The sequence below is a fragment of the Simplicispira sp. GW247-4R2A genome (assembly GCF_059424465.1).
The window spans coordinates 1-26,541 of sequence record NZ_JBWKZM010000025.1 but is presented as its reverse complement, the minus strand read 5'-3'; the positions used below and the strand labels follow the sequence as shown (position 1 = coordinate 26,541).

At 65.1% G+C, this 26,541-nt stretch carries 30 protein-coding genes; 16 read left to right on the top strand and 14 right to left on the bottom strand.

The features are described 5' to 3' along the window. Positions 1 to 9 precede the first annotated feature (9 nt). Positions 10 to 1,368, bottom strand: a complete 1,359-nt coding sequence (folC, locus tag AC07ZH_RS15775) for a bifunctional tetrahydrofolate synthase/dihydrofolate synthase (protein ID WP_495200488.1) — start codon at positions 1,366 to 1,368, stop codon at positions 10 to 12. A gap of 48 nt (positions 1,369 to 1,416) precedes the next feature. Here folC and AC07ZH_RS15770 point away from each other — a divergent pair, with 48 nt between their 5' ends. The 4 genes from AC07ZH_RS15770 (at position 1,417) to argG (ending at position 4,348) form a co-directional block, all read left to right on the top strand. After that, entirely contained in the window at positions 1,417 to 1,788 is a 372-nt protein-coding gene (locus tag AC07ZH_RS15770) for an arsenate reductase (RefSeq protein WP_495200487.1), read from the top strand. Positions 1,789 to 1,902: 114 nt separating this feature from the next. Next, positions 1,903 to 2,550, top strand: coding sequence for a glycine zipper 2TM domain-containing protein (locus AC07ZH_RS15765; RefSeq protein WP_495200486.1), 648 nt, complete (start codon positions 1,903 to 1,905; stop codon positions 2,548 to 2,550). Between the two features lie 133 nt (positions 2,551 to 2,683). Continuing rightward, a complete protein-coding gene (gene ppnP, locus AC07ZH_RS15760) occupies positions 2,684 to 3,001 on the top strand; it encodes a pyrimidine/purine nucleoside phosphorylase (protein ID WP_119110532.1) in 318 nt (105 codons plus the stop codon). Between the two features lie 3 nt (positions 3,002 to 3,004). After that, positions 3,005 to 4,348 (top strand): argininosuccinate synthase, encoded by a 1,344-nt coding sequence (gene argG / locus AC07ZH_RS15755; RefSeq protein ID WP_119110533.1) that lies wholly within the window; start codon positions 3,005 to 3,007, stop codon positions 4,346 to 4,348. A gap of 96 nt (positions 4,349 to 4,444) precedes the next feature. On the opposite strand, the gene AC07ZH_RS15750 is transcribed toward argG, so the two are convergent. Beyond that, positions 4,445 to 5,110 carry a 7-cyano-7-deazaguanine/7-aminomethyl-7-deazaguanine transporter gene (locus AC07ZH_RS15750; RefSeq protein WP_495200485.1) on the bottom strand — a complete coding sequence of 222 codons (666 nt, stop codon included), beginning with the start codon at positions 5,108 to 5,110 and terminating at the stop codon, positions 4,445 to 4,447. Between the two features lie 194 nt (positions 5,111 to 5,304). Continuing rightward, positions 5,305 to 6,378, bottom strand: coding sequence for a UDP-N-acetylmuramate dehydrogenase (gene murB, locus AC07ZH_RS15745; RefSeq protein ID WP_495200484.1), 1,074 nt, complete (start codon positions 6,376 to 6,378; stop codon positions 5,305 to 5,307). Between the two features lie 60 nt (positions 6,379 to 6,438). Between murB and AC07ZH_RS15740 the strand changes: the two genes are divergently transcribed. Genes AC07ZH_RS15740 through AC07ZH_RS15730 form a run of 3 tightly spaced genes read left to right on the top strand, consistent with a single transcriptional unit; the run spans position 6,439 to position 8,610 of the window. Further along, positions 6,439 to 6,924, top strand: a complete 486-nt coding sequence (locus AC07ZH_RS15740; protein WP_119110537.1) for a YajQ family cyclic di-GMP-binding protein — start codon at positions 6,439 to 6,441, stop codon at positions 6,922 to 6,924. Position 6,925: 1 nt separating this feature from the next. Further along, positions 6,926 to 7,576 carry a retropepsin-like aspartic protease family protein gene (locus AC07ZH_RS15735; RefSeq protein WP_495200483.1) on the top strand — a complete coding sequence of 217 codons (651 nt, stop codon included), beginning with the start codon at positions 6,926 to 6,928 and terminating at the stop codon, positions 7,574 to 7,576. Beyond that, entirely contained in the window at positions 7,576 to 8,610 is a 1,035-nt protein-coding gene (locus AC07ZH_RS15730; RefSeq protein WP_119110539.1) for an HD-GYP domain-containing protein, read from the top strand. Before AC07ZH_RS15735 ends, AC07ZH_RS15730 begins: the two co-directional genes overlap by 1 nt. Before the next feature lie 25 nt (positions 8,611 to 8,635). Here the strand turns inward: AC07ZH_RS15730 and AC07ZH_RS15725 are convergent, their stop codons facing one another. From AC07ZH_RS15725 to AC07ZH_RS15705, 5 genes are all read right to left on the bottom strand, one after another. After that, entirely contained in the window at positions 8,636 to 9,634 is a 999-nt protein-coding gene (locus AC07ZH_RS15725) for an LD-carboxypeptidase (RefSeq protein ID WP_495200482.1), read from the bottom strand. A 48-nt stretch (positions 9,635 to 9,682) separates the two neighbouring features. Further along, entirely contained in the window at positions 9,683 to 11,083 is a 1,401-nt protein-coding gene (gene tadA, locus AC07ZH_RS15720) for a tRNA adenosine(34) deaminase TadA (protein ID WP_495200481.1), read from the bottom strand. Positions 11,084 to 11,150: 67 nt separating this feature from the next. Continuing rightward, positions 11,151 to 11,384, bottom strand: a complete 234-nt coding sequence (locus AC07ZH_RS15715) for a hypothetical protein (RefSeq protein ID WP_495200480.1) — start codon at positions 11,382 to 11,384, stop codon at positions 11,151 to 11,153. 1 nt (position 11,385) lies between these two features. Further along, complete coding sequence (locus AC07ZH_RS15710; protein WP_495200479.1) at positions 11,386 to 12,027, bottom strand: FMN-binding negative transcriptional regulator; 642 nt, start codon at positions 12,025 to 12,027, stop codon at positions 11,386 to 11,388. A gap of 19 nt (positions 12,028 to 12,046) precedes the next feature. Then, on the bottom strand, positions 12,047 to 13,201 hold the full coding sequence (locus AC07ZH_RS15705; RefSeq protein WP_495200478.1) for a branched-chain amino acid ABC transporter substrate-binding protein: 1,155 nt from the start codon (positions 13,199 to 13,201) through the stop codon (positions 12,047 to 12,049). A 237-nt stretch (positions 13,202 to 13,438) separates the two neighbouring features. Between AC07ZH_RS15705 and AC07ZH_RS15700 the strand changes: the two genes are divergently transcribed. Next, the gene (locus AC07ZH_RS15700) at positions 13,439 to 14,872 is read left to right on the top strand and encodes an aldehyde dehydrogenase family protein (protein ID WP_495200477.1); all 1,434 of its coding nucleotides are present in this window, start codon (positions 13,439 to 13,441) and stop codon (positions 14,870 to 14,872) included. Positions 14,873 to 14,923: 51 nt separating this feature from the next. Here AC07ZH_RS15700 and AC07ZH_RS15695 read toward each other — a convergent pair whose 3' ends face one another. Continuing rightward, the gene (locus AC07ZH_RS15695) at positions 14,924 to 15,748 is read right to left on the bottom strand and encodes a type IV pili methyl-accepting chemotaxis transducer N-terminal domain-containing protein (protein ID WP_495200476.1); all 825 of its coding nucleotides are present in this window, start codon (positions 15,746 to 15,748) and stop codon (positions 14,924 to 14,926) included. 186 nt (positions 15,749 to 15,934) lie between these two features. Between AC07ZH_RS15695 and AC07ZH_RS15690 the strand changes: the two genes are divergently transcribed. From AC07ZH_RS15690 to AC07ZH_RS15665, 6 genes are all read left to right on the top strand, one after another. Further along, positions 15,935 to 16,720, top strand: a complete 786-nt coding sequence (locus tag AC07ZH_RS15690; protein WP_495200475.1) for an SDR family oxidoreductase — start codon at positions 15,935 to 15,937, stop codon at positions 16,718 to 16,720. Positions 16,721 to 16,771: 51 nt separating this feature from the next. Beyond that, positions 16,772 to 17,914 (top strand): GTP 3',8-cyclase MoaA, encoded by a 1,143-nt coding sequence (moaA, locus tag AC07ZH_RS15685; protein ID WP_495200474.1) that lies wholly within the window; start codon positions 16,772 to 16,774, stop codon positions 17,912 to 17,914. A 59-nt stretch (positions 17,915 to 17,973) separates the two neighbouring features. Then, a complete protein-coding gene (gene mobA, locus AC07ZH_RS15680) occupies positions 17,974 to 18,606 on the top strand; it encodes a molybdenum cofactor guanylyltransferase MobA (protein WP_495200473.1) in 633 nt (210 codons plus the stop codon). A 9-nt stretch (positions 18,607 to 18,615) separates the two neighbouring features. After that, on the top strand, positions 18,616 to 19,968 hold the full coding sequence (gene moeA / locus AC07ZH_RS15675) for a molybdopterin molybdotransferase MoeA (RefSeq protein WP_495200472.1): 1,353 nt from the start codon (positions 18,616 to 18,618) through the stop codon (positions 19,966 to 19,968). A 96-nt stretch (positions 19,969 to 20,064) separates the two neighbouring features. Beyond that, positions 20,065 to 20,391 carry a thioredoxin family protein gene (locus AC07ZH_RS15670; RefSeq protein WP_495200471.1) on the top strand — a complete coding sequence of 109 codons (327 nt, stop codon included), beginning with the start codon at positions 20,065 to 20,067 and terminating at the stop codon, positions 20,389 to 20,391. 119 nt (positions 20,392 to 20,510) lie between these two features. After that, on the top strand, positions 20,511 to 21,170 hold the full coding sequence (locus AC07ZH_RS15665; protein ID WP_495200470.1) for a c-type cytochrome: 660 nt from the start codon (positions 20,511 to 20,513) through the stop codon (positions 21,168 to 21,170). Between the two features lie 18 nt (positions 21,171 to 21,188). Here AC07ZH_RS15665 and rnhA read toward each other — a convergent pair whose 3' ends face one another. Both rnhA and AC07ZH_RS15655 read right to left on the bottom strand, forming a co-directional pair. Then, positions 21,189 to 21,650 (bottom strand): ribonuclease HI, encoded by a 462-nt coding sequence (rnhA, locus tag AC07ZH_RS15660; protein ID WP_495200469.1) that lies wholly within the window; start codon positions 21,648 to 21,650, stop codon positions 21,189 to 21,191. Positions 21,651 to 21,858: 208 nt separating this feature from the next. Further along, positions 21,859 to 22,617: a class I SAM-dependent methyltransferase gene (locus AC07ZH_RS15655; RefSeq protein ID WP_495200468.1), complete on the bottom strand. Its 759-nt coding sequence runs from the start codon at positions 22,615 to 22,617 to the stop codon at positions 21,859 to 21,861. On the opposite strand from AC07ZH_RS15655, the gene gloB reads away from it, so the two are divergent. Together gloB and AC07ZH_RS15645 are read left to right on the top strand one after the other, a co-directional pair. Further along, complete coding sequence (gene gloB / locus AC07ZH_RS15650) at positions 22,616 to 23,389, top strand: hydroxyacylglutathione hydrolase (protein ID WP_495200467.1); 774 nt, start codon at positions 22,616 to 22,618, stop codon at positions 23,387 to 23,389. The genes AC07ZH_RS15655 and gloB overlap by 2 nt on opposite strands. Then, complete coding sequence (locus AC07ZH_RS15645; protein WP_495200466.1) at positions 23,386 to 24,912, top strand: transglycosylase SLT domain-containing protein; 1,527 nt, start codon at positions 23,386 to 23,388, stop codon at positions 24,910 to 24,912. The genes gloB and AC07ZH_RS15645 overlap by 4 nt, the downstream gene beginning before the upstream one ends. A gap of 168 nt (positions 24,913 to 25,080) precedes the next feature. On the opposite strand, the gene AC07ZH_RS15640 is transcribed toward AC07ZH_RS15645, so the two are convergent. From AC07ZH_RS15640 to recR, 3 genes are all read right to left on the bottom strand, one after another. Then, on the bottom strand, positions 25,081 to 25,233 hold the full coding sequence (locus AC07ZH_RS15640; RefSeq protein ID WP_495200465.1) for a DUF3096 domain-containing protein: 153 nt from the start codon (positions 25,231 to 25,233) through the stop codon (positions 25,081 to 25,083). Between the two features lie 26 nt (positions 25,234 to 25,259). Beyond that, positions 25,260 to 25,682: an MAPEG family protein gene (locus tag AC07ZH_RS15635; RefSeq protein WP_119110555.1), complete on the bottom strand. Its 423-nt coding sequence runs from the start codon at positions 25,680 to 25,682 to the stop codon at positions 25,260 to 25,262. A 75-nt stretch (positions 25,683 to 25,757) separates the two neighbouring features. Further along, entirely contained in the window at positions 25,758 to 26,348 is a 591-nt protein-coding gene (recR, locus tag AC07ZH_RS15630) for a recombination mediator RecR (RefSeq protein WP_119110556.1), read from the bottom strand. Between the last annotated feature and the right edge of the window lie 193 nt (positions 26,349 to 26,541).

Below are 26,541 nucleotides of genomic sequence, written 5' to 3'. Positions count from 1 at the left end.
GGTAGAAAACTAAGGCTTGCTTACACCGCTTTTGCTGGTGCTCCAGCCAAGATGCTTGGCCTGCAACTTGGGCGTGCCATGCTCCAGGACACCGCCTACCGTGTAGAAGGAGCCAAAAACGGCGATTCTATCAGCGGCACCCGCCGCGGCCACCGCCGCATCAAGCGCCTCCTGGGGCGTTGCGTGCAAGCTCACCGGGATGCCCTTTCGTCTGCTCAGGCCGGCCGCCAGGCTTTCCCAGAGTTGCGCGAGATCGGCGGCGCTGGCAGCACGCGCAGTGGGCAAATCGGTGAAATACCAGCGGTCCACCAAGAGGCCAATTCTCGCCAGCATGCCTTTGATGTCTTTGTCAGCCATCGCACCGAAGACGACGTGTGTCGTCGGATGAAAGCGCATTGCATCCAGGTTGGCCGTGAGCGCAGCGACAGCATGCGGGTTGTGGGCCACGTCAAGCACCAGCGTCGGCTCGCCGGGCACGATCTGGAAACGCCCAGCCAGTTCGACCATGCCCAGACCATTGCGCACGGCCTGCGCCGTCACTGGAATCCGATCGCGCAGCGCGTCGAGCGCCGCCAGTGCTCCTGAGGCGTTGACCAGCTGGTTGGCGCCGCGCAGTGACGGATAGGCCATGCCGGCATAGCGGCGACCCCGGCCAGCCCAGTTCCATTGCTGTTTGTCACCGGAAAAGTTGAAATCATGGCCGAAACGCCAGAGGTCTGCACCAATTTCGCGCGCATGGTCCACCACGCTCTGCGGCGGCATCGGGTCGCAGACGATGGCCGGGCGGCCGGTGCGCATGATGCCAGCCTTCTCACGCCCGATGCTTTCACGGTCAGGCCCGAGGTATTCGGTGTGGTCGATGTCAATGCTGGTAATGACCGCGCAATCGGCGTCCACGATGTTCGTCGCATCAAGCCGGCCGCCCAGGCCGACTTCCAGAATGGCGAGATCCAGCTTGGCCAGACTCATCAGGCGCAGGATGGCCAGCGTTGTGAATTCAAAGTAGCTGAGCGAGATTTCTTGGCCATTTTGGCCTCTGGCGCTCTCTACGGCTTCAAAGTTTGCTATTAACTCAGAAGCACTTACCGCTTCGCCATGAATGCGGCAGCGCTCTTCGAACTGCACCAGGTGCGGCGAGGTGTACACACCGGTGCGGTAGCCAGCCTGAAGCGCCACGGCCTCGATCATGGCGCAGGTCGAACCCTTGCCATTGGTCCCGGCAACGGTAATCACGGGGCAATCAAAATGCAGATTGAGCCGCTCGGCCACTGCGCGCACGCGCTCCAGGCCCAGGTCGATCTGCTGCGGATGGATGCGCTCGCAGTGGGCGAGCCAATCCTGAAGGGTAAGAGGTGGGGTTGCTGGCATACGGGGCGCGATTGTCCTCCGAGTCGCGGTTTGGGCCATGATGGCTGCATGAAAAACCCTGTGCTTTACGGCCTCTCCAACTGCGACACCGTGCGCAAGGCACGCGCCTGGCTGTCTGGCCGGGGCGTGTCCTACGAGTTCCATGACTTCAAGAAGTCCGGCGTGCCGCAAGACGCGCTGGCGCGCTGGCTTCAGGCGCTGGGCCACGAGAAGCTTGTCAACCGCAAGGGAACCACCTGGCGCCAGTTGGCCCCCGCCGCACAGGCAGCCGTGACGGGCGATACACAGGCGCAGGTACTGCTGCTGGCGCATCCCAGCGCCATCCGCAGGCCCGTGGTCGAATGGCCAAACGGCGACATCACCACGGGGTTTGACCCCACAGACTGGGAGCCGCGCAGCGAAAGCCCGCCGGGCGCCTGATTTCGCACACTTCTTTACGCAGATTTACGGCGCACGCCATCGCCATTCATGGCCGCTGGATAAACTTTCCTTCACCTTGGCGCGTTGTATAGGCGCTTTTGAAAGGGGATCACCATGAAGAAAATTTTGCTGTTTTCGCTGATTGCCAGTGCATCGGCCATGGCCGCCGCACAGGAACGCGGTCGCGTGCTGTCGGTCACGCCCATCATTGAACAGGTCGCCGTGCCGCGGCAAGTGTGCGGGAACGAGACGGTGTACACGGGGCCGCAAACCAGCGGCGGCGGCGCGGTGCTGGGCGCCATCGCTGGCGGCGCAGCCGGCAACGCCATCGGTGGAGGCAGCGGGCGCGCCGCTGCCACGGCGATTGGCGTGATTGGCGGGGCCCTGCTGGGCAACCAGATCGAAGGCAATGGCCGGCCCGAGTACCAGAACGTGCAGCGCTGCAGCACCCAAATGTCCTACGAAAACCGCACCGCAGGCTACGACGTGGTCTATGAATACGCCGGCAAACGCTACACCACGCGCACCCAAACCGATCCGGGCCGCTATATCGCCCTGAGCGTACAACCGCAGCAACAAGGTTACGACCAGCCCTACGACGACAACGGCTACAGCGAGCGCGGGGTGGTCGTCTCGCCCTATGCCACGGCCCCCATGCCGCCGCAGCCTGTGGTAACGCCTGGCGTGACGATCATTGATTACGGCTACGAGAGCCCACGCCCCTACTATCCCTACCCACCGCCGCGCCACCATTGGCGCTAAGCGGCAGACCGCCAGGCCCTTCGGGGCCTTTTTTCATGGCCTACCGTGCGCGCGAGCAGCGGCCCCATGAGGCAGACAGGGCTGGCCTAAAATCTCCCCGTCTCAAGCTCACCCCAAAGCGTTCTGCACCACCATGACCACCGAAAAAATCGACGGCGTGTCCGTCACCACCCAGGCCAGCGTGTATTTCGATGGCAAATGCGTCAGCCACGGCATCACATTCCCTGATGGAACAAAGAAATCGGTGGGCGTGATCCTGCCCGCAACGCTGACCTTCAAAACCGGCGCGCCGGAAACGATGGAAGGCGTTGGCGGCTCCTGCGAGTACCGCCTCGCCGGCAGCGACACCTGGGTGGCATCTGGCACGGGTGAACGTTTCAGCGTGCCCGGCAACAGCCAGTTCGACATCCGCGTCACAGGCGCCTACCACTACATCTGCCACTTCGGCTGAACCATGGCCACCATCCTCCAACACCTCCCTCTCGGCCAGAAGGTCGGTATCGCATTCTCCGGCGGCCTGGACACCAGCGCTGCTTTGCTGTGGATGAAGCAGAAGGGCGCCCTGCCCTACGCCTACACCGCCAACCTGGGCCAGCCCGACGAGGCCGACTACGACGCCATTCCGCGCAAGGCCATGGAATACGGTGCCGAAAAGGCGCGCCTGATCGACTGCCGCACACAACTGGCCCATGAAGGCATCGCCGCGCTGCAATGCGGCGCGTTCCACATCAGCACCGGCGGCCTGACCTACTTCAACACCACGCCACTGGGCCGTGCCGTCACCGGCACCATGCTGGTGGCTGCCATGAAGGAAGACGACGTCAACATCTGGGGCGACGGCAGCACCTTCAAGGGCAACGACATCGAGCGTTTCTACCGCTACGGCCTGCTCACCAACCCCTCGCTCAAGATCTACAAGCCCTGGCTCGACCAGCTGTTCATTGACGAACTGGGCGGCCGCGCCGAAATGTCGGCCTTCATGACGCAGCACGGCTTTGGCTACAAGATGAGCGCCGAGAAGGCCTACAGCACCGACAGCAACATGCTGGGCGCCACGCACGAAGCCAAGGACCTGGAGTTTTTGAACAGCGGCATTCGCATCGTCAACCCCATCATGGGCGTGGCGTTCTGGAAGGAAGACGTGGCCGTCAAGGCGGAAGAAGTCACGGTGCGGTTTGAAGAAGGCCAGCCCGTGGCGCTCAACGGCGTCGCGTTCAACGACCCCGTCGAGCTGATTCTGGAAGCCAACCGCATCGGCGGCCGGCACGGCCTGGGCATGAGCGACCAGATCGAGAACCGCATCATCGAAGCCAAGAGCCGCGGCATCTACGAAGCCCCCGGCCTGGCGCTGCTGCACATCGCCTACGAACGCCTGGTGACCGGCATCCACAACGAGGACACCATCGAGCAGTACCGCATGAACGGCCTCAAGCTCGGGCGCCTCTTGTACCAGGGCCGCTGGTTCGACCCGCAGGCCATCATGCTGCGCGAGAGTGCCCAGCGCTGGATTGCGCGCGCCGTCACCGGCAGCGTGACGCTGGAGCTGCGCCGGGGCAACGACTACTCGCTGCTCAACACCGAGAGTCCCAACCTCACCTACCACCCGGAGCGCCTGTCGATGGAAAAGGTGGAAGACGCGCCTTTCTCGCCGCAAGACCGCATCGGCCAGCTCACCATGCGCAACCTCGACATCGTGGACACGCGTGCCAAGCTCGGCATCTACGCCAACGCGGGCCTGCTGTCGCTGGGTGGCAACGCCGCGCTGGCGCAGCTGGGCGACGGCAGCACCAAGAAATAAGTAAGAAATTGGCCTTTAGCGCTTTATCTATAAGCGCTAGTAGCTACAAAATATATAGCAAACCGCCTGCCTGCAAAGCCAGGCGGTTTTCTTTTGTCACGCCGCGGCGGGCTCCGGTGCACGGCCGATGGAGCGCACGATGGCGGCCAGCACCACACCGTAGGCGGGCACGAACAGCAGCAGGCTCACGCCCAGCTTGATGGCGTAATCGACCCAGGCGATTTCAACCCAGTGCGCAGCCATGAAGGCATCGGGGCTGTGCCAGAAGGCGATAGAGAAAAAGGCCGCCGTGTCCAGCGCCTGGCCGAACACCGAAGCTGCCGCGGGCGCCAGCCACCAGGCCCGGCTTCGCTGGCGGATGCGGTCAAACACCTGGATGTCGAGCAATTGACCCAGTGCATAGGCCGCAAAACTGGCGAATGCGATGCGAAACACGAAGGTGTTGAAGTCGCCCAGGGCGCTCCAACCATTGAAGTGGCCTTGGTGGAACAGCACGCCGACGATGTACGAGGCCAGCAGCGCGGGCAGCATGGCGCGGGTGATCACGCGGCGCGCCTGCGTCTTGCCGATCAGGCGCACGGTCAGGTCGGTCGCCAGAAAAATGAAGGGGAAGCTGAACGCCCCCCAAGTGCTGTGAAAGCCCAGCAGGGTGATAGGCAGTTGCACCAGGTAATTGCTGGCGATGACGATGGCGACGTGGGACGCCACCAGGAGGGACAGGTACAGCGGCACGCGCGTCGGCGTTGCCTGGATGGTGCTCATGGCACTCCTTTTTGATGAATGGGGGCGAGGGAACCCATGTGGTGGCGATAGTGCCGGGTGGCGATTGTATTCACCTCTTGCGTGCCACGCGGATCGGACAGCGCCACGGCCATGCGTTCGCGCAGCACCGCTCGCAGGCTTGTCTGCGTCGCCACCCCATCAAAGAGGTGCCCGCAGCCACCCAAAAAAATGCGTCAAACCACCACCGGCTCCGGCTCCAGCCGGATGCCAAAACGCTCATACACACTGGTCTGTATGGCCTTGGCCAGCGTCATCACCTCCCCGCCGGTCACGCTGTCGGTGCCGTGGCCGCGGTTGACCAGCACCAGCGCCTGCTTTTCATAGACCGCCGCCTTGCCCACGGTTTTGCCCTTCCAGCCGCAGGCGTCGATGAGCCAACCGGCCGCCAGCTTGATGCGGCCGTCGGGCAGCGCGTAGTGCACGATTTTGGGGTCGCGGGCGATGATGTCCTGGCACTGCTCGGGCGTGACGGTGGGGTTCTTGAAAAAGCTGCCGGCATTGCCGATGACGGCGGGGTCGGGCAGCTTGGCGCGCCTGATCTCGCACACCCAGTCAAAAATCTGCTGCGCCGTGGTCGGCACCGCGCCAGCTTCCTGCGCGCGGCGCTCAAGTTCCACATAGCCCAGCTCAGGGCGCCAAAGCTTGGGCAGATGAAAACGCACCTGGACGATGACGGCGCGGCCCGCCAGGCCCATTCCACGCGGCGGGCTGCCGGCTTGCGCCGCTTCAGCAGGCGGGTGTTTGAAGACCGAATCGCGGTAGCCAAAGCCGCATTGCGCCGCGTCCAGCGTGAAAGTCTCGCCAGTCACCAGGTCGATGGCATCCAGCGAATCAAAGCGGTCCTGCAACTCGACACCGTAGGCGCCGATGTTCTGCACGGGCGCGGCGCCCACCGTGCCGGGAATGAGTGCCAGGTTTTCCAGACCGGGCCAACCCTGGGCCAGCGTCCATGCGACCGTGTCGTGCCAGTTCTCTCCGGCGCCAACCTCCACGATCCAGGCATCTGAGGTTTCCGCGACGAGGCGCCGGCCGGGAATTTCCACCTTGACCACCACGCCCTGGACATCGCCGGTGAGCACCACATTGCTGCCGCCGCCCAAAATGAACAAAGGCTGGCTGGCCAGCGCTGGGAAGGCTCGCAGTTCCTGGACATCCTTGACCGAGCGCACATGCACCAGTGTTTCCGCACGGGCCATGATGCCAAAGGTGTTGTAGGGCTGAAGCGAGCAGTTTTTCTCGACTAACATTGGGCGAATTGTCGCATTTGCCCCCTATCCGGGCGCATTTTCTTGAGGAGTCCTGCTGCCATGCCATCGTTCGATACCGTTTGTGAAGCCGATTTTGTGGAAGTGAAGAACGCCGTGGAGAACGCGGCCAAGGAAATCGGCACGCGTTTCGATTTCAAAGGCACATCGGCCGCCGTGGAGCTGAAGGACAAGGAAATCACGATGTTCGGTGACGCCGAATTCCAGCTCACGCAAGTGGAAGACCTGCTGCGGGGCAAGCTGACCAAGCGCAACGTGGACGTGCGCTTCCTCGACATCGGCAAACCACAGAAGGTCGGCGGCGACAAGGTCAAACAGGTCATCAAAGTGCGCAACGGCATCGAGAGCGAGCTGGCCAAGAAGCTGCAAAGACTGATGAAGGACAGCAAGCTCAAGGTGCAGGCGGCCATTCAAGAGGAGAAGGTGCGCATCACCGGCGCCAAGCGCGACGACCTGCAGGCAGCGATGGCACTGATCCGCAAGGAGATCACCGATATGCCGCTGACCTTCAACAACTTTCGCGACTGACATGGCCCGCGCCACGCCCCGTCTTGCCGCAGCGTACCTGGCGCTGGGGCTTGCGCTCGGCGCCGCGGCAACGGCCCAAGCGGCCGATGCCGTGCTGGCCGGCGTACTGGGCAGCAAGGCCTTGCTGGTGGTGGGGGGCAGCGCGCCGCACGCGGTGGCACCCGGCGAGCATTACCTTGGCATCACCCTGATCTCCGTCAACGGCGACAGCGCGGTGGTCGAGGTCGATGGCCAGCGGCGCAATCTGCGCCTGGGCGCCCCAGTGAGCGTCGGGGGGAGCGGCGCGAGCCAGCGCGTGGTGCTGGCGCCCGACAGCCTGGGCCACTATATGCAGCAAGGCCAGGTCAATGGGCGCACGGCCATGTTCATGGTCGATACCGGCGCTTCAATGGTTGCCATGGGCCAAGCCGACGCCGAACGCATGGGGCTAGATTTTCGCAAGGGCCGGATGGTAGGCATACGCACGGCCAACGGTACCGCACAAGGTTGGCAGGTCAAGCTCGATTCGGTGCGCCTGGGCGGTATCGAGCTGTTTGGCATTGATGCTGTCGTCACCCCACAGCCCATGCCTTTTGTGCTGCTCGGCAACAGCTTTTTGTCGGAACTGCAAATGACGCGCAACGCCCAGCAAATGGTGCTAGAGAAGCGCTGATGGCAACCGAGGCGCTGGCGCGCAACCCCCACGACGAAGAGTATGAGGACTTGCTCAGTCTCTGGGGAGATCTGGAATCCGCCCTGTCGGTGCTGCTCTCCAGGCCCACCCATGTGCACGATTTCGGTGCCAAGCTGCGCCAGTTCGACCGCTGGCTACAGGAACTCGTAGCGCACGACATCGATGCATCGCTCTACCTGATGTTCCAGCTTGCCTCGACCTCGACGGTAGGCTACAGCGCATCGCACGCGCTGGTCTGCGGCACGCTGTGCCACATCATGGCACGCGAGTTCAACCTGCCCGACCACGAACGCAATGCCCTGGTGCGCGCCGCGCTCACCATGAACATCGGCATGACACAGATGCAGGACGAACTTGCTGTGCAACGCGAAGCGCCCAGTCCCGCGCAGCGGCAAGCCATTGCCGAACACCCACGCAAAAGCCAGGACCTGCTCGAGCAATTGGACATCAGCAATGACCTGTGGCTCGACATCGTGGGCCAGCACCACGGCAATCTGCCCGCGTCAACACTGCTGGCGCAATTGTCGCCAGTAGACCGCCTTACCCGCATTCTGGGCACCATCGACCGCTACGCCGCCATGATCAGCCCGCGCAAGTCACGCGCCGGGCGCAGCGCCACCGATTCGGTACGCGCCTTGGTCGGCCAGGAGATCGACCAGCACGACGAAGTCGGCCTGATGCTGGTCCGCACCGTGGGCCTGTGCCCGCCTGGTACCTTTGTGCGCCTGGACAACGGTGATACCGCCATCGTGCTGCGCCGGGGCGACAAGCCCAATATGCCGCTGGTGGCCAGCGTGCTCGACGCGAGCGGCGCGCACTGTCACGAACCACAGATTCACCCCACCGCAGCCGGCAAGCCGCGCGTGCAGTCGGCGCTGGCGCACACCAGCGTGACGGTGGACATGAACCACCGCACCATGGTGCGCCTTGGCCTGTACGCGGCGCAGCGGGCAGCGGCACTGGTCACACACAGTGGCGCGGCGGCACTGACACCACACGGCGCCGTGGTTTAAGCCACCGACCTTCGCTGGCGACTGGCTAGTGCTGGTGTCCCCAGACGAGCATGGCATCGCGCCCTTGCACCGCCAGATCGACCCTGGCCCCCACGGGGAGCAGCACCTTGGTCGCGACATGGCCGTACGGCAAACCGGTGAGCACAGGCACCGCCATCTGGCTGCGCAGCCACTGCACCACGCTGTCCATGCCGAACCCCTTGTCGTGCGGCGCCAGGCGAATCCCGGTGAACTGGCCCAGCAGCACCGCTTTTTGCCGCGCCAGCACCCCCGCGTAGAGCAGTTGCGTGAGCAAGCGCTCTATGCGGTAGGGGTGCTCGTTGACGTCTTCCAAGAACAGCACACCGCCTTCGACTTGCGGCAGCCAGGGCGTGCCCACCAACGAGGCCAGTACGGCGAGGTTGCCGCCCCAGAGCGGCGCGTCGTGCAGCTCGAACGCATAGTCCGGCGTGCTCTCGCGGGCGACGCGGCTGCGTGGATACGGCAGGCGCCAGCCCGTGCCTTCACCGTAGCCGGTGAGCAGGTCGTCAAAGCAGGCTTCCATGATGTCGTCTGGCTCGCCTACCACGCCAAAATCGGGGCACAGCGCGGGCCCGGCCCAAGTGGTGGCGCCGGTACGCGCCAGCACCGCGCTCTGGAAGGCGGTGAAGTCGCTCACACCGACAAAGCGCATGCCGCCTTCCACCGCCTTGGCCACTGCGGCGTAGTCGATGCCCGGCAGGATGCGGGTCAGCCCATAGCCGCCGCGCGAGACCAGCGCCACATCGGCGCCGCTGGCAGCCGCGCGGGCAATGGCGGCGATGCGCGTGGCGTCGTCGCCGGCAAAACGGGTGTGCACCGCCAAGGCGTCGCGGTCGACCTCTACCTCGTGGCCGAGCGCCTGCAGCCGTTTGACGCCACGGCGAAACGCCGCCTTGTCGCGCACCGCGCTCGAAGGCGAATAAATATAGATGTGGCGCGGGCCGTGCGTATGGCCGCAATCGCAGCCGCCGCCGGGCGTGTGGAAATGGTGATCGTGGGACAAGGCGAAAGTGCGGCAAGGCGCAAGTAAAACGTTCAGCGGTCCGCGGTTTCAGGCCGCACGACCGGGCTGCCCGAAGTATTCCACAGCCTGCCGCGCAATCGGCCCACCATGCTCCTGCACGAAATGCCCGGCCTGCGGCAGCACCACGGGCGGCGGACAACCACGTACCTGCGCTGCCAGATGCCGCATGACGGAAACGCCCAACACCGGGTCTTGCGCGCCAACAACCATCAGGCTGCGACCGGTCCAGTCGTTCTGCCAGAAATCACGTGCCGCCCGTGACAGAGCGGCGCCCGGCGCATCCAAGGTGCCGGGCACCATGGGCGGAAAGGCACGCGGCGCGGCGCGAAAGCCGGCATCCGGGAAAGGTGCGTCGTAGGCGCCGCATTCCGCCTCGGTCATCTGCGGGTTGCCACGGCCCAGCAGCCGTCCCACGCCAAACAGGGGCTTTTGCGTGCACATCTCGCGCCAAGCCATGAAACCTGGGGGCAGCGGCTGCTCGCCCGTCGCCAGCAGCGTGTTCATGGCCAGCAAACCGGCAAAGCGCGCGGGCATTTCCATCGGCAGGGTGAGTCCCAGAATGCCGCCCCAGTCCTGTACCACCAGCACACAGCGCTGCAGGTCAAGCCGCTCAATCAACTCCAGCAGCACCTGGCGGTGCCATGCGAAGGTGTGAAAGGCGTCTTTCTTGGGCTTGTCGCTCTTGCCAAAACCGATCAGATCGGGCGCCACCACGCGGTGGCCAGCGGCAAGGAACACGGGAACCACGTGCCGGTAGAGGTAGCTCCAGGCCGGGTTGCCGTGCAGGCACAGCCAGGTGAGCGGTGCATCCCGCGGGCCTTCGTCGAGGTAGTGCAGGCGCAGGCCGGCCAGCGCGGGAAGATCGCTGAGGTAATGGGGCTCCCATGGGTAACCCGGCAGGCCGGCAAAGCAGGCATCCGGCGTGCGCAACGCGTCCTGGCGCAGCGGGTGGGCAGCCAGGGCGCGCGTGCGCTGCTCGCTGCGGCGGGCCTTGAAGAAGGAGGCGAGCAAGGCGCCGCATTCCTCTGCCAGCACCCCGCCCACACGCTGCGTCTGGTGGTTGAGCTGCGGATGGGCGAACAGGTCGAGCACCGAACCGGCGGCGCCCGTTTTGGGGTCGGCGGCGCCAAACACCACACGCGCCAGCCGGGCGTGCAGCATGGCGCCGCTGCACATGGCGCAGGGTTCCAGCGTGACGTACAGCGTGCAGTCGCTCAGCCGGTAGTTGCCCAGCGCCTGCGCTCCAGCGCGCAGCGCGGCGATCTCGGCGTGTGCCGTGGGGTCGTGGCCCTGCAAGGGGGCGTTACGGCCGGTTGCCACCACTTCGCCGCCGCGTACCAGCACGGCGCCCACAGGCACTTCGCCTGCGGCCGCGGCGGCGCGGGCCTCGGCCAGCGCCAGTTGCATGAAGTGGGTGTCAGAGTCCAAAGAACTACCAAATTAATAGCTTGTAGCGCTTACTGCATATGCGCTAGAGGCCAATTTGACTTGAAATTCATTCTGCCGGTTCAGGCCGCGGTTGGTTCAACGCGTTTTCCAGCGCCTTCTTGTAGTTCTGCTCAATCTGCTGGCTTTGGTCGCGCACCGTCGCTGGTGCGGAGGCACCGCTGGCCGGAACGCTCTGCAGTGCCGGCACGGCGGCACGGGTGGTGTCCAGGCTCTTGCGGGTCATCAGCGCGACCAGCGCAAGGGCCACCAGCAAAGCAACCAGCCCCAGACCAGCGCGCATGTCATTTCTCCTGTGTCGAAACCAGCCCCAGCGTTTCCATCCAATGTGCAAGCGCCTGGGCGTCGGCATCACCGGCGCGGTAGCGCGCATGCAGCGCCGCGTGCGACTCGGGGCGGTGCTGGTTCAGCTTGAGCGTGCATTGCAGCTCGGTCACGCGCAGTTCGAAGCCGACGATGGCCTTGAGCATCTTGCTGGTGTAGTCCTCGTCCAGGGCGCGCCACTGCGCGGCATAGGGCGGCTCGTGCTGGCCGATCAGCGCTTTGAGGAGTGCGTCCTTGCCCTCTGCCTCGTCCACCAGCGTCGCCTCGACGCGGCAATGCACGGCCAGGTAGTTCCAGCTCGGCACGCGCGCCCGGTCGGGGTAGACCGCGGGCGAGAGGTAGGCGCTCGGCCCCAGAAACGTCACCAGCGCCTGCGGCCGCGCCGCGAGGTAGCGCCAATGCGGGTTGGCGCGCGCGCAGTGGCCCAAAAGCACCAGCGCTTCGCCCGGCTCACCGTCCACCTCCCGCAGGTGCAGCGGCAGGTGCGAGACCACCGGAAACCCGCTGTCGTCGGTGGACACCAGGCTCGCCAAGGGGTGCGAACGCATCAGCGCACGCGCGTGGGCCGGGTCGGTGGAACGGAACTGCGGTGGCTGGTACATGGCGTGCCTTGTGCGGGAATTAGTTCAGCGCTACGCGCGAACCGTCCTTGTAGGTATAGAGCGTGACAGCAGGTTCCGTCAACTCGCCCTTGGGCGTGAACGCAATGTTGGCCGTGACACCGTGGTACTGCGCCTTGTGAATGAAGGGCGTGAAGACCTTGGGGTCGACCGAGTCGGCGCGCTTCATCGCGTCGACCAGCACCATGGCGGCGTCGTAGGCATAGGGGCTGTAGATCTGGAACTGGCCGGGGAACTTGGCGTCGTAGCGCTTCTTCCAGTCGGCACCGCCTTGCATTTTGTCCACCGAAGCGCCACCCGTGGCGCAGGTCACGTTGCGCAGCGTGGCGGCCTTGGCGGCCAACTCGGGCAGCTTGGGCGTGCACAGCGCGTCGCCGCCGAAGAACTTCACATTGGCCAGGCCAAGCTGCTCCATCTGGCGCAGCATGGGGCCAGCCTGCGCATCGAGCCCACCGTAGAAGATGGCATCGGGCTTCTTGCTCTTGATCTTGGTGAGGATGGCCATGAAGTCGGTCGCCTTGTCGGTGGTGAACTCCTCGGCCACCACATTCATGCCCTTTTGCTTGGCCGTTTCCTTGAAAACGGAAGCCACACCCTGGCCGTAAGCCGTGCGGTCGTCAATGATGGCGACGTTCTTGAGCTTGTAGTAGTCGGCCGCAAACAGCGCCAGCGCGCCGCCGAGCGCGTTGTCGTTGGCGATCAGGCGGAAGGTGGTGGGGTAGCCGGGTTTGGTCAAATCGGGGTTGGAAGCCGAGGCGGTAATGTTGGGCAGGTCGCACTTGGCGTACACAGAGGAGGCGGGAATCGACGTGCCCGACTGCAGGTGCCCGACCACGCCGGCGGCTTTCTGGTCGCACAGCTTCTGTGCAACGGCAGTGGCCTGGCGCGGGTCGCCCGCGTCATCCTCGGCAATCAGCTCAAAACGAATCTTGTGCCCGCCGATGGTGAGCTTCTCGGCGTTCAGGTCATCAACCGCCATGCGCACGCCGTTTTCGGTGTCCTTGCCAATGTGGGCAATGCCGCCAGAAACCGGTCCGGCGTGGGCGATTTTCACCACCTGAACGTCCTGCGCCGATGCGGCGGAGGCGCCCAAAACAAGGGCAGTGGCAAGGCACAGAGGCAGGGCCTGTGGCGGGCGGATCGAAAACACGGTCATGACGCTCAAACTCCAAACAGAACACAAAAAAAGCCCACTGCAGGGCAGAAACGCGGGACGCGCCGTGTGACGCATCGGCACCCACATGGTAGTCGTACCGCAACACCCGTGCAGGCAAGTACAGCATTGGAAGTGCTATTTATTTTATAGCTTACAAAGCTTTATATAAAGGCGACAGAGGCCTATTTTGCTTAAAAACTTTTGCAATGCACGCAGGCTTGCCGCACAATGTTTTTCATGCAAAACAACTTCATCGCCAACGAACCGGTTGCCTCGGCCAGCGGTCGCACGCTCGACGTCATTGATCCGTCGGACGGGCAGGTCTTTGACCACCTCCAGCGCAGCGACGCCAGCGACATCGACAGCGCCGTACAGGCGGCGCGCCACTGCTTCGAGACCCTGTGGCGCCCCATGGCGCCGGCCGATCGCGGGCGGCTGTTGATGCGGCTCTCCCATGCCATCACGGCGCATGGCGACCAACTCGCCGCGCTGGAGCAACGCGACTGCGGCAAGCCCACGGGCCAGGCGCGCGCCGATGTCCTGGCACTGGCACGCTACTTCGAGTTCTACGCCGGCGCCTGCGACAAGCTGCACGGGGAGACCCTGCCCTACCAGGAAGGCACCAGCGTCCTGACCTGGCGCGAGGCGCATGGCGTCACAGGCCATGTCATCCCGTGGAACTACCCGATGCAGATTTTCGGCCGCAGCGTGGGCGGCGCGCTGGCAGCGGGCAACACCTGCGTCGCCAAACCGTCCGAAGACGCCTGCCTGTCGCTCTTGCGCGTGGCGCAGCTGGCCGCCGAGGTGGGGTTTCCGCCCGGCGCGATCAACATCGTCACCGGCTACGGGCACGAGGTGGGCGACGCGCTGGCCCGCCACGCCGGCATTGACCACATCAGCTTTACCGGCAGTCCCGGCGTCGGCACGCTGATCGCCCAGGCCGCCGCCGAACGCCACTGCCCGGTGACCCTGGAGCTTGGCGGCAAGAGCCCGCAGATCGTCTTTGCCGACGCCAACCTGGACGCGGCGCTCCCCGCCATCGTCAACGCCATCGTGCAGAACGCAGGCCAGACCTGCTCGGCCGGTTCGCGCCTGTTGGTCGAGCGCAGCCTGTACGAGCCGCTGCTCGAACGCCTGGGCGCCTTGTTTTCAGGCCTGTGCGCCGGGCCGGCCAGCATGGACCTCGACGTCGGGCCCTTGATCCGCGCCACGCAGAAGGAGCGCGTGCTGGGCTTCCTGGAAGATGCCCACACCGCCGGTATTGCCACCGTGGCCCAGGGCAGCGTGGTCCCTGAGGCGCCCCCGGGCGGCTTCTACGCGGCCCCCACCTTGCTGCGCGATGTTCCCCCGGAGCACCGTCTGGCGCAAGAGGAAATCTTCGGGCCGGTGCTCTGTGCCATGCCCTTTGACGACGAGGACCACGCGGTGCAGCTGGCCAATGGCACGCGCTTCGGCCTGGTCGCCGGCGTATGGACTCAGCAGGGCGCACGCCAGTTGCGGATGGCGCGGCGATTGCAATGCGGGCAGGTGTTCATCAACAACTACGGCGCGGGCGGCGGGGTGGAACTGCCGTTTGGCGGCGTGAAGTCGTCGGGCTATGGGCGCGAGAAGGGTTTTGAAGCGCTGTATGGCTTCACCACGCTCAAGACCGTGGCCATCCGCCACGGCTGACGGCCGTTTCAGCGCCGGTCAGGCGTATCGCCAGCGTTTCCGCCCAGCACCTCAGCCCAGCACTTGCTTGAGCGCCGCGTCGTACAGATTCGTAAGGCGGTCGGTCACTTCCAGCAAGCGCTCGCTCGTGGTCGCTACATCAGCCAGGCCGCGCGCATCGGCCTTGCGCTGCAAGGCCGCGCTGAAGAACAGCCATTGCCCATCGCCCAGCGCCAACTCGTCGCGAATGGCGGGCGTGGACAGCGGCGCTGAGGCCAGGGTCGCCATGGCTTTGTGAAACTCGTCCGCATCGCTTGCCAGTTGCGCCCGCGCGCCTTTGAAATCGCCGCCGGTGGCCAGCAGAAAATAGTTCTTGGCAAGGCGCTGCGAGAGCGCACGCTGGCGGCCGGCAAGGTTTACCAGTTTCGCGGTAGACGCTTTGGACGATTTCTCGAACGCCTCGGTCGCCGTGTTGGCGACGGCCAGCATGCGGTCGGCCTGCGCCGCCACGGCGGCCACCGACTGCACGGTGGGCGGCATGACGAGCAGCGCTTCGAGCGTATCCACCGATTTGTGGACCTCGGTGATTTGCTGCGCCAGGTCTGCGGGCCAGGGCACGCTCGCCAAATCGTCAAAGCCCGAGCGCACCAGCTTCCTGGCCGATGCCATGACGCTGGTCGCCTGATCGGGCAGCACCGCCAGTTGCATTTGCGCATAGGCCTTGGCGATGCGCTGCGACAAAGCGCGGTAGCGGGCGATGCGGTTAATGGCCGTGGAGACCGCAATCTGCGCTTGTGCTGCGCTCATGGCGGGAAGCAGCAAGGCGGCTGCCAGGGTTTGCACCACGGCACGGCGGGTGGCGAGGCGAGAGCGGCGGCAGGAAGAATGCGCAATCACAATGGGCTCCAAAAGGCCCGGGTTGGGCCCAAGCCCGGATTGTGTTGCGGCACGGCGCTCAACGACCTGATCCGCATCAAGTCGCAGCAGTGCACGAGACAGCCACTCCGCCCGCCTGCTTCGCGCCAGAATAGGCACTCTTCGGGCCAGCACCCCGTCCCTCCAACTGTCACGAAAGACCCGCCCATGCGTCTCGCCCAGAAGTCCATCATCGTCACCGGCGCCGGCAGCGGCATTGGCGAGGGCATTGCCCTGCGCCTGGCCGCCGAGGGCGCACGCGTCATCGTCAACGACATCAACGCCGATGCGGGCGAGCGCGTGGCCCTGGCGATTCGGGCTGCCGGTGGCGAGGCGCAGTTCTTTCGCGCCGACGTGACCCGCTCTGCCGAGGTGAAAGCCCTGGTGGCGGAGGCCGTGCGCCTCTACGGCCGACTCGACGTGGTGGTCAACAACGCCGGCTGGACGCACCGCAACCGCCCCATGCTGGAAGTGTGCGAGGAGGACTTCGACAAGGTCTATGCGATCAACGTGAAAAGCATCTACCTCTCGGCCATCCACGCCGTGCCAGCCATGCGCGCCAACCCACCGCTGGCCGATGGGGCCAGGAGTGGCGGCAGTTTCATCAACATCGCCTCCACGGCGGGCCTGCGGCCCAGGCCAGGCCTGACCTGGTACAACGGTTCCAAGGGCGCGGTGATCACCACCAGCAAATCCATGGCCGCAGAACTCGGGCCCGAGAACATCCGCGTCAATTGCTTGAACCCCGTGTTCAACCCCGACACCGGCCTGGCCGCCGAATTCGCCGGCGGCCCGGTGGACGAGGCGCGCCGGGCGAAGTTTCTCGCCACCATTCCGCTGGGGCGCTTTTCGACCGCGCTGGATGTGGCCAACGCCGCCTTGTACCTCGCCAGCGACGAGGCGGCGTTCATCAGCGGCGTCTGCATCGAGGTGGATGGGGCGCGCTGCGTGTGAATCTTGCTGACCGCGAATGACCCTATTCGGGGTGTGCGGCAAAATCGGGGCATGGCTGAACGCGTGATTCCTCTGGTCGATGCCCGGGTGGCGGCGCTTGCCGTCCCGGCGGGCACGGGCGCGGCGCCATCGGGCCGTTTGGTCGACACATTGAACAGGCCGCTGCGCGACCTGCGCATCAGCGTGACCGACCGCTGCAACTTCCGCTGCAACTACTGCATGCCCAAGGAAGTGTTCGACAAGGAACACGCTTACCTACCCCACAGCGCGCTGCTCACGTTCGAGGAAATCACCCGCCTGGCGCGCGCGTTCCTGGCGCATGGCGTGCGCAAGATTCGCCTCACCGGCGGCGAGCCGCTGCTGCGCAAGGACATTGAGGATCTGGTGGCGCAACTGGCCGCGCTGCGCACGGTCGATGGTCAGCCTCCTGAACTCACGCTGACCACCAATGGCTCGCTACTGGCACGCAAGGCACACGCCTTGAAGGAAGCTGGCCTGAACCGTGTCACCGTCAGCCTCGACGGGCTTGACGATGCCGTGTTCCGGCGCATGAACGATGTGGACTTCCCGGTGGCCGACGTGCTGGCAGGGATCGACGCGGCACGCGAAGCAGGCCTCTCGGGCCTGAAGGTCAACATGGTGGTCAAGCGCGGCACCAACGAGCACGAAATTCTGCCCATGGCGCGCCACTTTCGCGGCACCGGCATCACACTGCGCTTCATTGAATACATGGACGTCGGCGCCACCAACGGGTGGCGCATGGACGAAGTGCTGCCGTCCCGCGAGGTGATCGCCCTGCTGCGCGCCGAGCTGCCGCTGGTGCCGCTCGATCCCAGCGCGCCAGGCGAAACCGCCGAGCGCTGGGGCTACGCCGACACCGCTGGCCGCCATGACCCGCTGCTTGGCGAGGTGGGCGTGATCAGCAGCGTCACCCAGGCGTTCTGCGGCGCCTGCAACCGCGCCCGCCTCTCCACCGAGGGACGCATGTATTTGTGCCTGTTCGCCGGCCAGGGCTACGACCTGCGCGCGCTGCTGCGCGGCGGCGCCAGCGACGCCAACCTGAACGACGCCATCGCCGCCATCTGGCAAGGCCGGGCTGACCGCTACTCCGAGCTGCGCGCCAGCCTGCCCGCCGACGCCAGCCGAGACAGCGCCGCGCCACGCCGCGTTGAAATGAGCTACATCGGTGGGTAGCGCGCCAACCCTTTCCCTCTTCTTCTCCTGCGCGGCCCCCGCCGCGCAGGCAAACCGCCATGATTGACACCCAGAACATCACCGGACTGATCCTCGCTGGCGGCCGCGGCTCACGCATGGGTGGGGTGGACAAAGGCCTGCAGGCGTTTCGCGGCGTGCCGCTGGCGCTGCACACGCTGCTGCGCCTGCAGAGGCAGGTCGGCGCGACCATGGTCAACGCCAATCGCAACCTGGCGGCCTATGAATCCTTTGGCGTGCCGGTGTGGCCCGATGGCGACAGCGACTTTTCCGGCCCGCTCTCGGGTTTTCTCACCGGGCTGGAGCGCTGCGAGACGCCCTGGCTGCTCACCGTGCCCTGCGACACCCCGCTGTTCCCGCTGGACCTGGCCCAGCGCCTGGCGCAGGCGGCCGAGCAGGAACAGGCCGATATCGCCATGGCCGCCGCGCCCGAAGCGGGCAAGGACGGCAGCCTGCAAGTGCGGCCACAGCCGGTGTTCTGCCTGCTGCGGGTCGAGTTGCTGGAAAGCCTGGTGCGCTTCACCCAGGGCGGCGGGCGCAAGATCGACGCTTGGACAAGCCAGCACCGCTGTGCCATCGTCCCCTTTGATGCACCGGGCGACAACGCCAGCGCCTTCTTCAACGCCAACACCCTCGCCGAGCTGCAAGCGTTGGAATCGCGCAGCCCAACCTGAGCCTGCGCCATGACCAGCATCGAACAGATCGCCGCCAGCCTGGAGGGCTACGACCCGCAGGCGATGAGCAGTACCCAGGTGACGGCGTTTCTCCAGCGCCTGGTGCAGCCGGTGCAAGAGCGTGAAACCGTCGCTCTGCACGACGCCCTTGGCCGCGTGCTCGCTGCAGACGTGGTTTCCCCCGTGAGCGTGCCGCCGCACGACAACTCCGCCATGGACGGCTACGCCTTTGACGGCGGCGCGCTGCGCCCCGGCCAGAGCCTGCGCCTGCGCGTGGTCGGCACAGCCCTGGCGGGTGCGGCCTGGCGCGGCAGCGTGCAGAGCGGCGAATGCGTGCGCATCATGACCGGCGCGGTCATGCCCGAAGGGCTGGACACCGTGGTGCCGCAGGAGTTCACACAGGCCGACGGCGAGCACATCCACATCGCGCCAGACCTGCTGCGCGCCGGCGACAACCGGCGCTTGGCCGGCGAGGACCTGATGCAGGGCGCCGGGGCGCTGGCAGCCGGCGAGCGCATCACGCCCGCGGCAATCGGCCTGCTGGCCAGTCTCGGCATGGCGCAGGTGCAGGTGCTGCGGCGCCTGCGTGTGGCGTATTTTTCGACCGGCGACGAAATCCTGAGCCTGGGCGAGCCCCCGCGCGAGGGCGCCGTGTACGACAGCAATCGCTACACACTGTTCGGCCTGCTCACGCGCCTTGGCGTGGAGGCTATCGACCTCGGCGTGGTGCGGGACGACCCCGCGCTGCTGCGGGACGCCTTTGCGCGCGCTGCCGCCCAGGCCGACGCCGTCATCACCAGCGGGGGCGTGAGCGTGGGCGAAGCCGACCATACCCGCAGCATGATGCGCGAGCTGGGCGACGTGGCGTTCTGGCGCATTGCCATGCGCCCCGGCCGGCCAATGGCGGTGGGGCGCATTCCACGCGACAAAATATGGGTCAAAAATGGCTCTGGCGCATACGCAGAAAGCGCTAGCAGCTCATTTATCAGGAGCAATATATTTCCCAACGAAGCGCTGCTGTTTGGCCTGCCGGGCAATCCGGTGGCGGTCATGGTGACCTTCCTCGCGTTTGTGCGCCCCGCCCTGCTGCGCATGATGGGCTGCACCCAGGCGCCACCACCGCTGCTGCGCGCGCGCAGCAGCGAGGCGATTCGCAAGAAAGCGGGCCGCACCGAATACCAACGGGGCCTGGTCGGTGTGGGCGCCGACGGCCAACTCGAAGTGCGCGTCACCGGCAACCAGGGCTCGGGCGTGCTCAGCTCCATGGTGCGCGCCAACAGTCTGATCGTGCTGCCGCATGCAAGCGGCAACGTGGCCGCCGGCGAAATGGTCGACGTGATGGTATTTGACGGCGTGATTTAAAAAACCTCCAGGACGCCGGCCGGAAGGCGAATGCATCTACAAGCCACGGCATGCTCCCTTCACTGCGCTTGGGACAGATTTTTCACGGAGCCCTTCATGCCCTACACCGCCCGCCCGCTTTCCGCCGAACCCAGCCGCGACCAGATAGACCAGCTTGCCGAACCCACCGTGCTTGAATTCGGCACCCCATGGTGCGGCCATTGCCAGGCAGCGCAACCGCTCATCGAACAGGCCTTCAAGGGCCACCCGAACCTTGTCCACATCAAGGTCGAAGACGGCAAGGGGCGGCCGCTGGGCCGAAGTTTCGCCGTCAAGCTCTGGCCAACGCTGGTCTTCCTGCGCGGCGGGCAAGAAGTGGCGCGCCTGGTGCGGCCGCCGTCTTCCCAGGCGATCGAGGCCGCCATGAGCCGCATGGCAGGCTGAGCGCGGAAGCGGCCACCGCGTCGGTGGAAAGCCGTTTCGTTCGTGTGATTGATACCGGTCAAGGCATGGCCTGGGGCGCCTCTCGATAATTTCCCTATATTTAATAAGGTCATTATTCGATGTTCCGCTTCCTCGCCTTTCTCGCCGCCGTCATCGCATTCATCACCTGCCCGGCCGCCCTCGCTCAGACGGCCCGGGCACGCGCCACCGCTGGCACCGACCTGGACGCGCGCTTTGCCCAAGCGCAGGCCGACCCGGAACTGGCGCAACAGCTCCTGGCCACCGGACGCAAAGTGGCCGCCGTGTGCGCCAACTGCCATGGTGTGGGTGGCAACAGCAGCAAGCCGTCCGTACCCAACCTGGCAGGCCAGAACGCAGCCTATCTGCTCGAGCAAGTGCGCCAGTTCGCAGACGGGCGCCGCCGCGATATGTGGATGGAGGGCATGATCCGCGCCCTGGAAGCCGATGAGAAGATCGGCATGGTGCTCTTCTATTCGGCCCAGACGGTGGCGCCGCAGCCGGCCAAGGACGCAGCGCTCGCGGCCCAAGGCAAGGACTACTTCAGCAAGATCTGCTTTCGCTGCCACGGTGACAACGGACGCGGCAATGCGCAGATTGCCCGCATCGCCGGCCAGCAACCCGACTACCTGAAAAAGACACTCACGCTCTACCGCGACGGCAAAAGCCCGCGCGCCGATTCGCTCATGGTGTCCAACACGCGCCAGATGAGCGATGCCGACATCGCCGCCGTGGTGGCCTATGTCAGCAGCATGCGCTGAACAACCTCGATTCCTTGCTCACGCTTTTGTCTGGCCACGTCTGAGCGCCTGGTCCACGCCCCGATTGGCCAAGCCATCCGCGCGCTCATTGCCCGGGTCACCCGAATGGCCCTTGACCCAGCGCCATTCAATACGGTGCCCGGCATCGCTCACCAAAGCATCCAGTCGCTGCCAAAGCTCGACATTTTTTACCGGTTGCTTGGCCGCTGTGCGCCAACCGCGCGCTTTCCAGCCAGAAATCCACTCGGTAATGCCCTTGCGCACGTATTCGCTGTCGAGGTACAGCGTGACAGCACAGGGGCGCTTGAGCGCTGTCAAAGCCTCAATCACCGCCGTCAGCTCCATGCGGTTGTTGGTGGTGCCCAGTTCCCCCCCAAACAGCTCTTTCTCGGTGGTGCCAGATTTCAGTACGGCACCCCAGCCGCCGGGGCCTGGGTTGCCTTTGCAAGCACCATCGGTGTAAATCACGATTTCGTTCACGCAGTGTTTCCAGTCTTTCCAGTTTCATCAAATTCGTTGGGCCTGAGGGCGATGCTGAACAAGTCGCCGCGATGGCGCGCGCCGTGCATCGGGATGGAATGCAAGGCGCAAACCGCAGCCATAGCCGCAGCTATGGCGAGGATTTGCAACGCCGCAGACCGCCCGAGGTACGGATGCGCGGCGCGTGAGGGACTTGTTCAGCATTGCCTTAAGCGCTGCGGTTGGCCACCGGGATTTGCGCGCCGGCGTGCTTGGCGCCCGTTCGCCAGGCCGGCTCGAGCAAGCGCATGCCGTGCACGCGCTTGACGGCCACCACGAAATAGGCAGCGCCAAAAATCGGCCAGGCGCGCGCACCGACAGCGTCCATCCAGGCAAAGCGATCGAGCCAACGCGCACTGCGCACGGCGGGCCGGTAGCAGCCAAACTCCAGCGATTCCACCTCGAAACTCAGGAGCCGAAGCCAATCGCGCAGGCGCCAGTGGCCGATCACTTCGCCACCATCCGGCAGATACAGGCTTCCACAGCCCATACGGCGGTACCAGCGCGAGCGCGCCTGGCGCCAGGTCCACAAACTCACCGGGTTCAATCCACTGATCACCAGCTTGCCCTCGGGCACCAGCACGCGCGCAGCTTCGCGCAGCGCCGCATGCGGGTCGTGGCTCAGCTCCAGCGTGTGGGGCAGCAGCAGCAGATCGATGCTGCTTTCGGGGAAGGGCAAAGCGACGGGGTCGGCTAGCAATTCAGGGGCCGGCGCTGCGGCCAACAGGTCGGGATGGGCCAGCGCCCGCCAGCGGTGCGGCATGCGGTTGGCACGCAGGCCGTCGAGCAGCGGCATGCCCAATTGCAAGCTGTGGTAGCCGAAGGCATCGGCCACCGCAGCGTCATAGCGCGCTTGCTCCCATTCCAGCAGGTAGCGGCCGGGCGGAGAGTCGAACCATTGATGCAAACCTATAATTTGTGCGGTCATGAAGCTGTTAGCAATCCCCGCATTCTCCGACAACTATCTGTGGTTGCTGCACGACGCATGCCAAGCCATCGTCGTGGACCCGGGGCAGGCAGAGCCCGTGCTGGAGTGCCTGCGGGAACACCGGCTGGCGTTGCAAACCATTCTAGTCACCCACCACCACCCCGATCATGTCGGCGGCGTGGCCGCGCTGCGGGACGCCACCGGCGCCCATGTGGTAGGCCCAGCCCACGAGCGCATCCCTGAACCCTTTGAGCATGTGCAGCAGGGTGACATGGTCGCGGCATTGGGCTTGCGCTTCTCTGTGCTGGACGTTCCCGGCCACACCGCAGGCCATATTGCCTACTACGCCCACTGCCCTGGCGAGGCACCACTGCTGTTTTGCGGTGACACCCTGTTTTCCGGCGGCTGCGGGCGCTTGCTCGAAGGCACGCCAGCGCAGATGCTGGCGTCACTCGATGCCCTGGCTGCCCTGCCCGGCGACACGCGGGTGTGCTGCGCCCACGAGTACACGCTGGCCAACCTGCGCTTTGCCCGTGCGGTGGAGCCTGGCAATACCCAATTGCACGACTACAGCCAGGAGTGCGAGCAACTGCGTGCTCGCGGCCTGCCCACCCTGCCCTCCACCATTGCCATGGAGCACGCCATCAACCCCTTCCTGCGCAGCCGCGAGCACGCAGTCATTGCCAGCGTGGCGGCCCATGCGCCCCACACCGATACACGCGACGAGGCGGCAGTCTTTGCCGCCCTGCGTGAATGGAAAAACCAATTTTGAAGAAACTTCTGCACATCGCCTGCCTCGCAGGCGCCTTGTGGCTGAGCGGTTGCGCAGCGCCCGTCCAGCCCAAGACCCCCACCGAGGAAGGCGCCACGCCGTCTTCAGCCGTGGCCTTCCCGCACACGCCGCTGTACCCGCAAGGCCCGCTGCAACCGATTACGGCCGCACAGACCAGTACCCACACCGTGACGCCGCTGTTTGCACCGACAGATTTGTGGGACCGCATTCGCCGTGGCTTTGCCATGCCCAACTTGGACAACGACCTGGTGCGGGACCGCGAGCAGTGGTACGCCAGTCGGCCCGACTACATGCAGCGCATGACGGAGCGCTCGCGCAAATACCTGTTCCACATCGTTGAAGAGCTGGAACGCCGAGGCATGCCCACGGAGCTTGCGCTGTTGCCCTATGTAGAGAGCGCGTTCAACCCACTGGCCGTCTCCTCTGCCAAGGCGGCCGGCATGTGGCAGTTCATGCCCGCCACGGGCGATTATTTCGAGCTCAAACAGAATGCCTTTCGCGACGACCGGCGCGACGTACTCGCCTCCACCCGCGCGGCGCTGGACTATCTGCAAAAGCTCTACAACATGTTTGGCGACTGGCAACTGGCACTTGCTGCCTACAACTGGGGCGAGGGCAACGTGAGCCGTGCCATTGCACGCAACCAGAAGGCGGGCCTGCCCACAGGCTACGACGACCTGACCATGCCCCCGGAAACCCGGTTGTATGTCCCCAAATTGCAGGCGGTGAAAAATATCGTCGCCAACCCTCGGTTGTTTGCCACCGAGTTGCCGCTGATTGAAAACCACCCGTATTTCGACACCATCGATATTTCCAGAGACATCGATGTGGCACTGGCAGCGCAGTTCGCCGGTGTCCGCGAAGAAGACTTCAAGGAACTCAACCCCTCGCTGCACCGCCCGGTCATCCTGGCCGCCGGAACCCCTCAGATCCTGCTGCCCTGGGACAACGCCAAAGCGTTCGAGCGCAATTTCGAGGCCTATACCCAGGGCCAGTACGCCAGTTGGACGGTATGGACCCTGCCCTCGACCATGAGCGTTGCCCAGGCAGCACGCAGCAGCGGCATGGACGAGCGCGACTTGCGCAGTATCAACGGCATCCCGCCGCACATGCTGATCAAGGCGGGCTCAGCCTTGCTGGTGCCGCGTTCCACCACCGTCAAGGCCGACGTGACATCCACAGTTGCCGACAACGGGCAGATTGCCTTTACCCCCGAAGTGGTGACACGGCGCACCACCGTGAAGGCCGGCCGGCGCGAGAGTGTCACCAGCATTGCCCGGCGCTACCACATTACAACGGCCGATGTGGCCTCATGGAACGACGTGAAGTCGGGCGCTGCCTTCCGTCCGGGCCAGAGTGTGGTGCTCTACCTTCCCGTGCGCATATCTCAGGCCAAGAGCAGCGCGCGTGGCAGTTCAGGCAAACGCACCGCTGGCAAGCCTGCAAAGCACTCACGCAGCGCAGGGAAGGCGGCCAAGATCAGGCGCAAACAGCACAAATAGCACCTGGGGCAATGTTGAACAAGTCCCTCACGCGCCGCGCATCCGTACCTCGGGCGGTCTGCGGCGTTGCAAATCCTCGCCATAGCTACGGCTATGGCTGCGGTTTTCGCCTTGCATTCCATCCCGATGCACGGCGCGCGTCATCGCGGTGACTTATTCAGCATCGCCCTAGAAGCGCAACTGGTGCACGCCAATCAGACCGAACACGCCAATCACGATGAGGTAGAGCGCGACAATGGTGCTGAGCAGCCGGGGAAACACCAGGATGAGAATGCCCGCGACGAGCGCCACCAGCGGGCCAATACTGAGGTTGATGTTCATGGTGGATTCCTTCGTTCAGGCGGTGATCAGCGGTAACCGCTGAACAAGATCGCAATATTGACCATCAGCGCCACACCCCAGACCGTGCTGCGCAGGGTCGCCTTGTCACCCACGTAAAGTGCGATGTAGACGATGCGCAGCAGCACGAAGGCAATCGCCAGCATATCCAGGCGGCCTTGCGGGGCGCCAAGCTGGTGCGCAATGATGACCGCGCCGATGAAAAACGGCAGCGCCTCGAAACTGTTGGCCTGCGCCGCATTGGCGCGAGCGGCCGCACCCTCCTGCTTCGCGAGCCAGGCGCGGGGATTGTGGTTGTCGTAGCCCCCCTCGCTGCGCTTCTTGCCCACGCCGCCGCGCTTGGCAAACAAGCCGCAGAAGAACGGTAGTACGGCCATGATCAGTACGCACCAATAGGCCAGCGTAAACGGGGGAAGTGCAGAAGGGTTCATGGTGGCGGCAGCCCCTGACGGGCATTGTGAAGTTCCGGCGCATTGTGCCGGTTTGCGCGGCTACCTGCTGCGCTATCAGCGCCGGTCGGCCAGCGCATGGGCAATGGTGCCCAGATCGACAAATTCCAATTCACTGCCCACCGGCACACCACGTGCCAGACGCGTCACCGCCAGGCCGCCCTGCCGCAGCGCCTCGCCGATCACGTGCGCGGTCGCCTCGCCTTCGGCGGTGAAGTTGGTGGCAAGAATCACCTCCTGCACCACACCGTCGCGTGCCCGCTCAAGCAGTGCCTTGACGCCGATCTCGGCCGGCCCAATGCCATCGAGCGGGCTGAGCCGCCCCATGAGCACGAAATACAGCCCGCGAAACGCCCCGGTGCGCTCCAGCGCCGCCTGGTCGGCAGGCGTCTCCACCACGCACAAGCGCGTCGCGTCGCGCTCCGGGTCCAGACAGACAGCGCACACCTCAGTCTCGGTGAAGGTATGGCAGCGCGCGCAATGCCGCACCTGCTCCACCGCGCCCGCCAGCGCACGCGACAGCGCCTGCGCACCCTCGCGGTCGTGCTGCAGCAAATGAAACGCCATCCGCGCCGCAGACTTCGCCCCCACGCCCGGGAGGCGGCGCAGCGCCTGGATCAGCAGTTCAAGGGAATGGGTAGCAGGCATAGGCAATTGGAATTGTCACTTGTATTCCGACCCCGCACGCAAGGGCGTAGCGAGCGGGATGAGCGGCTAGGCGGCCGGAGCACAGGAACCGGAACGTACTGGAGGTACGTGAGGATTCCGAGCACCGCCCAACAACGCAGATCGCCCGCCCGGTAGCCAGTCACCCCCACCCTCAAGGGCGTAGCGGGCGGGA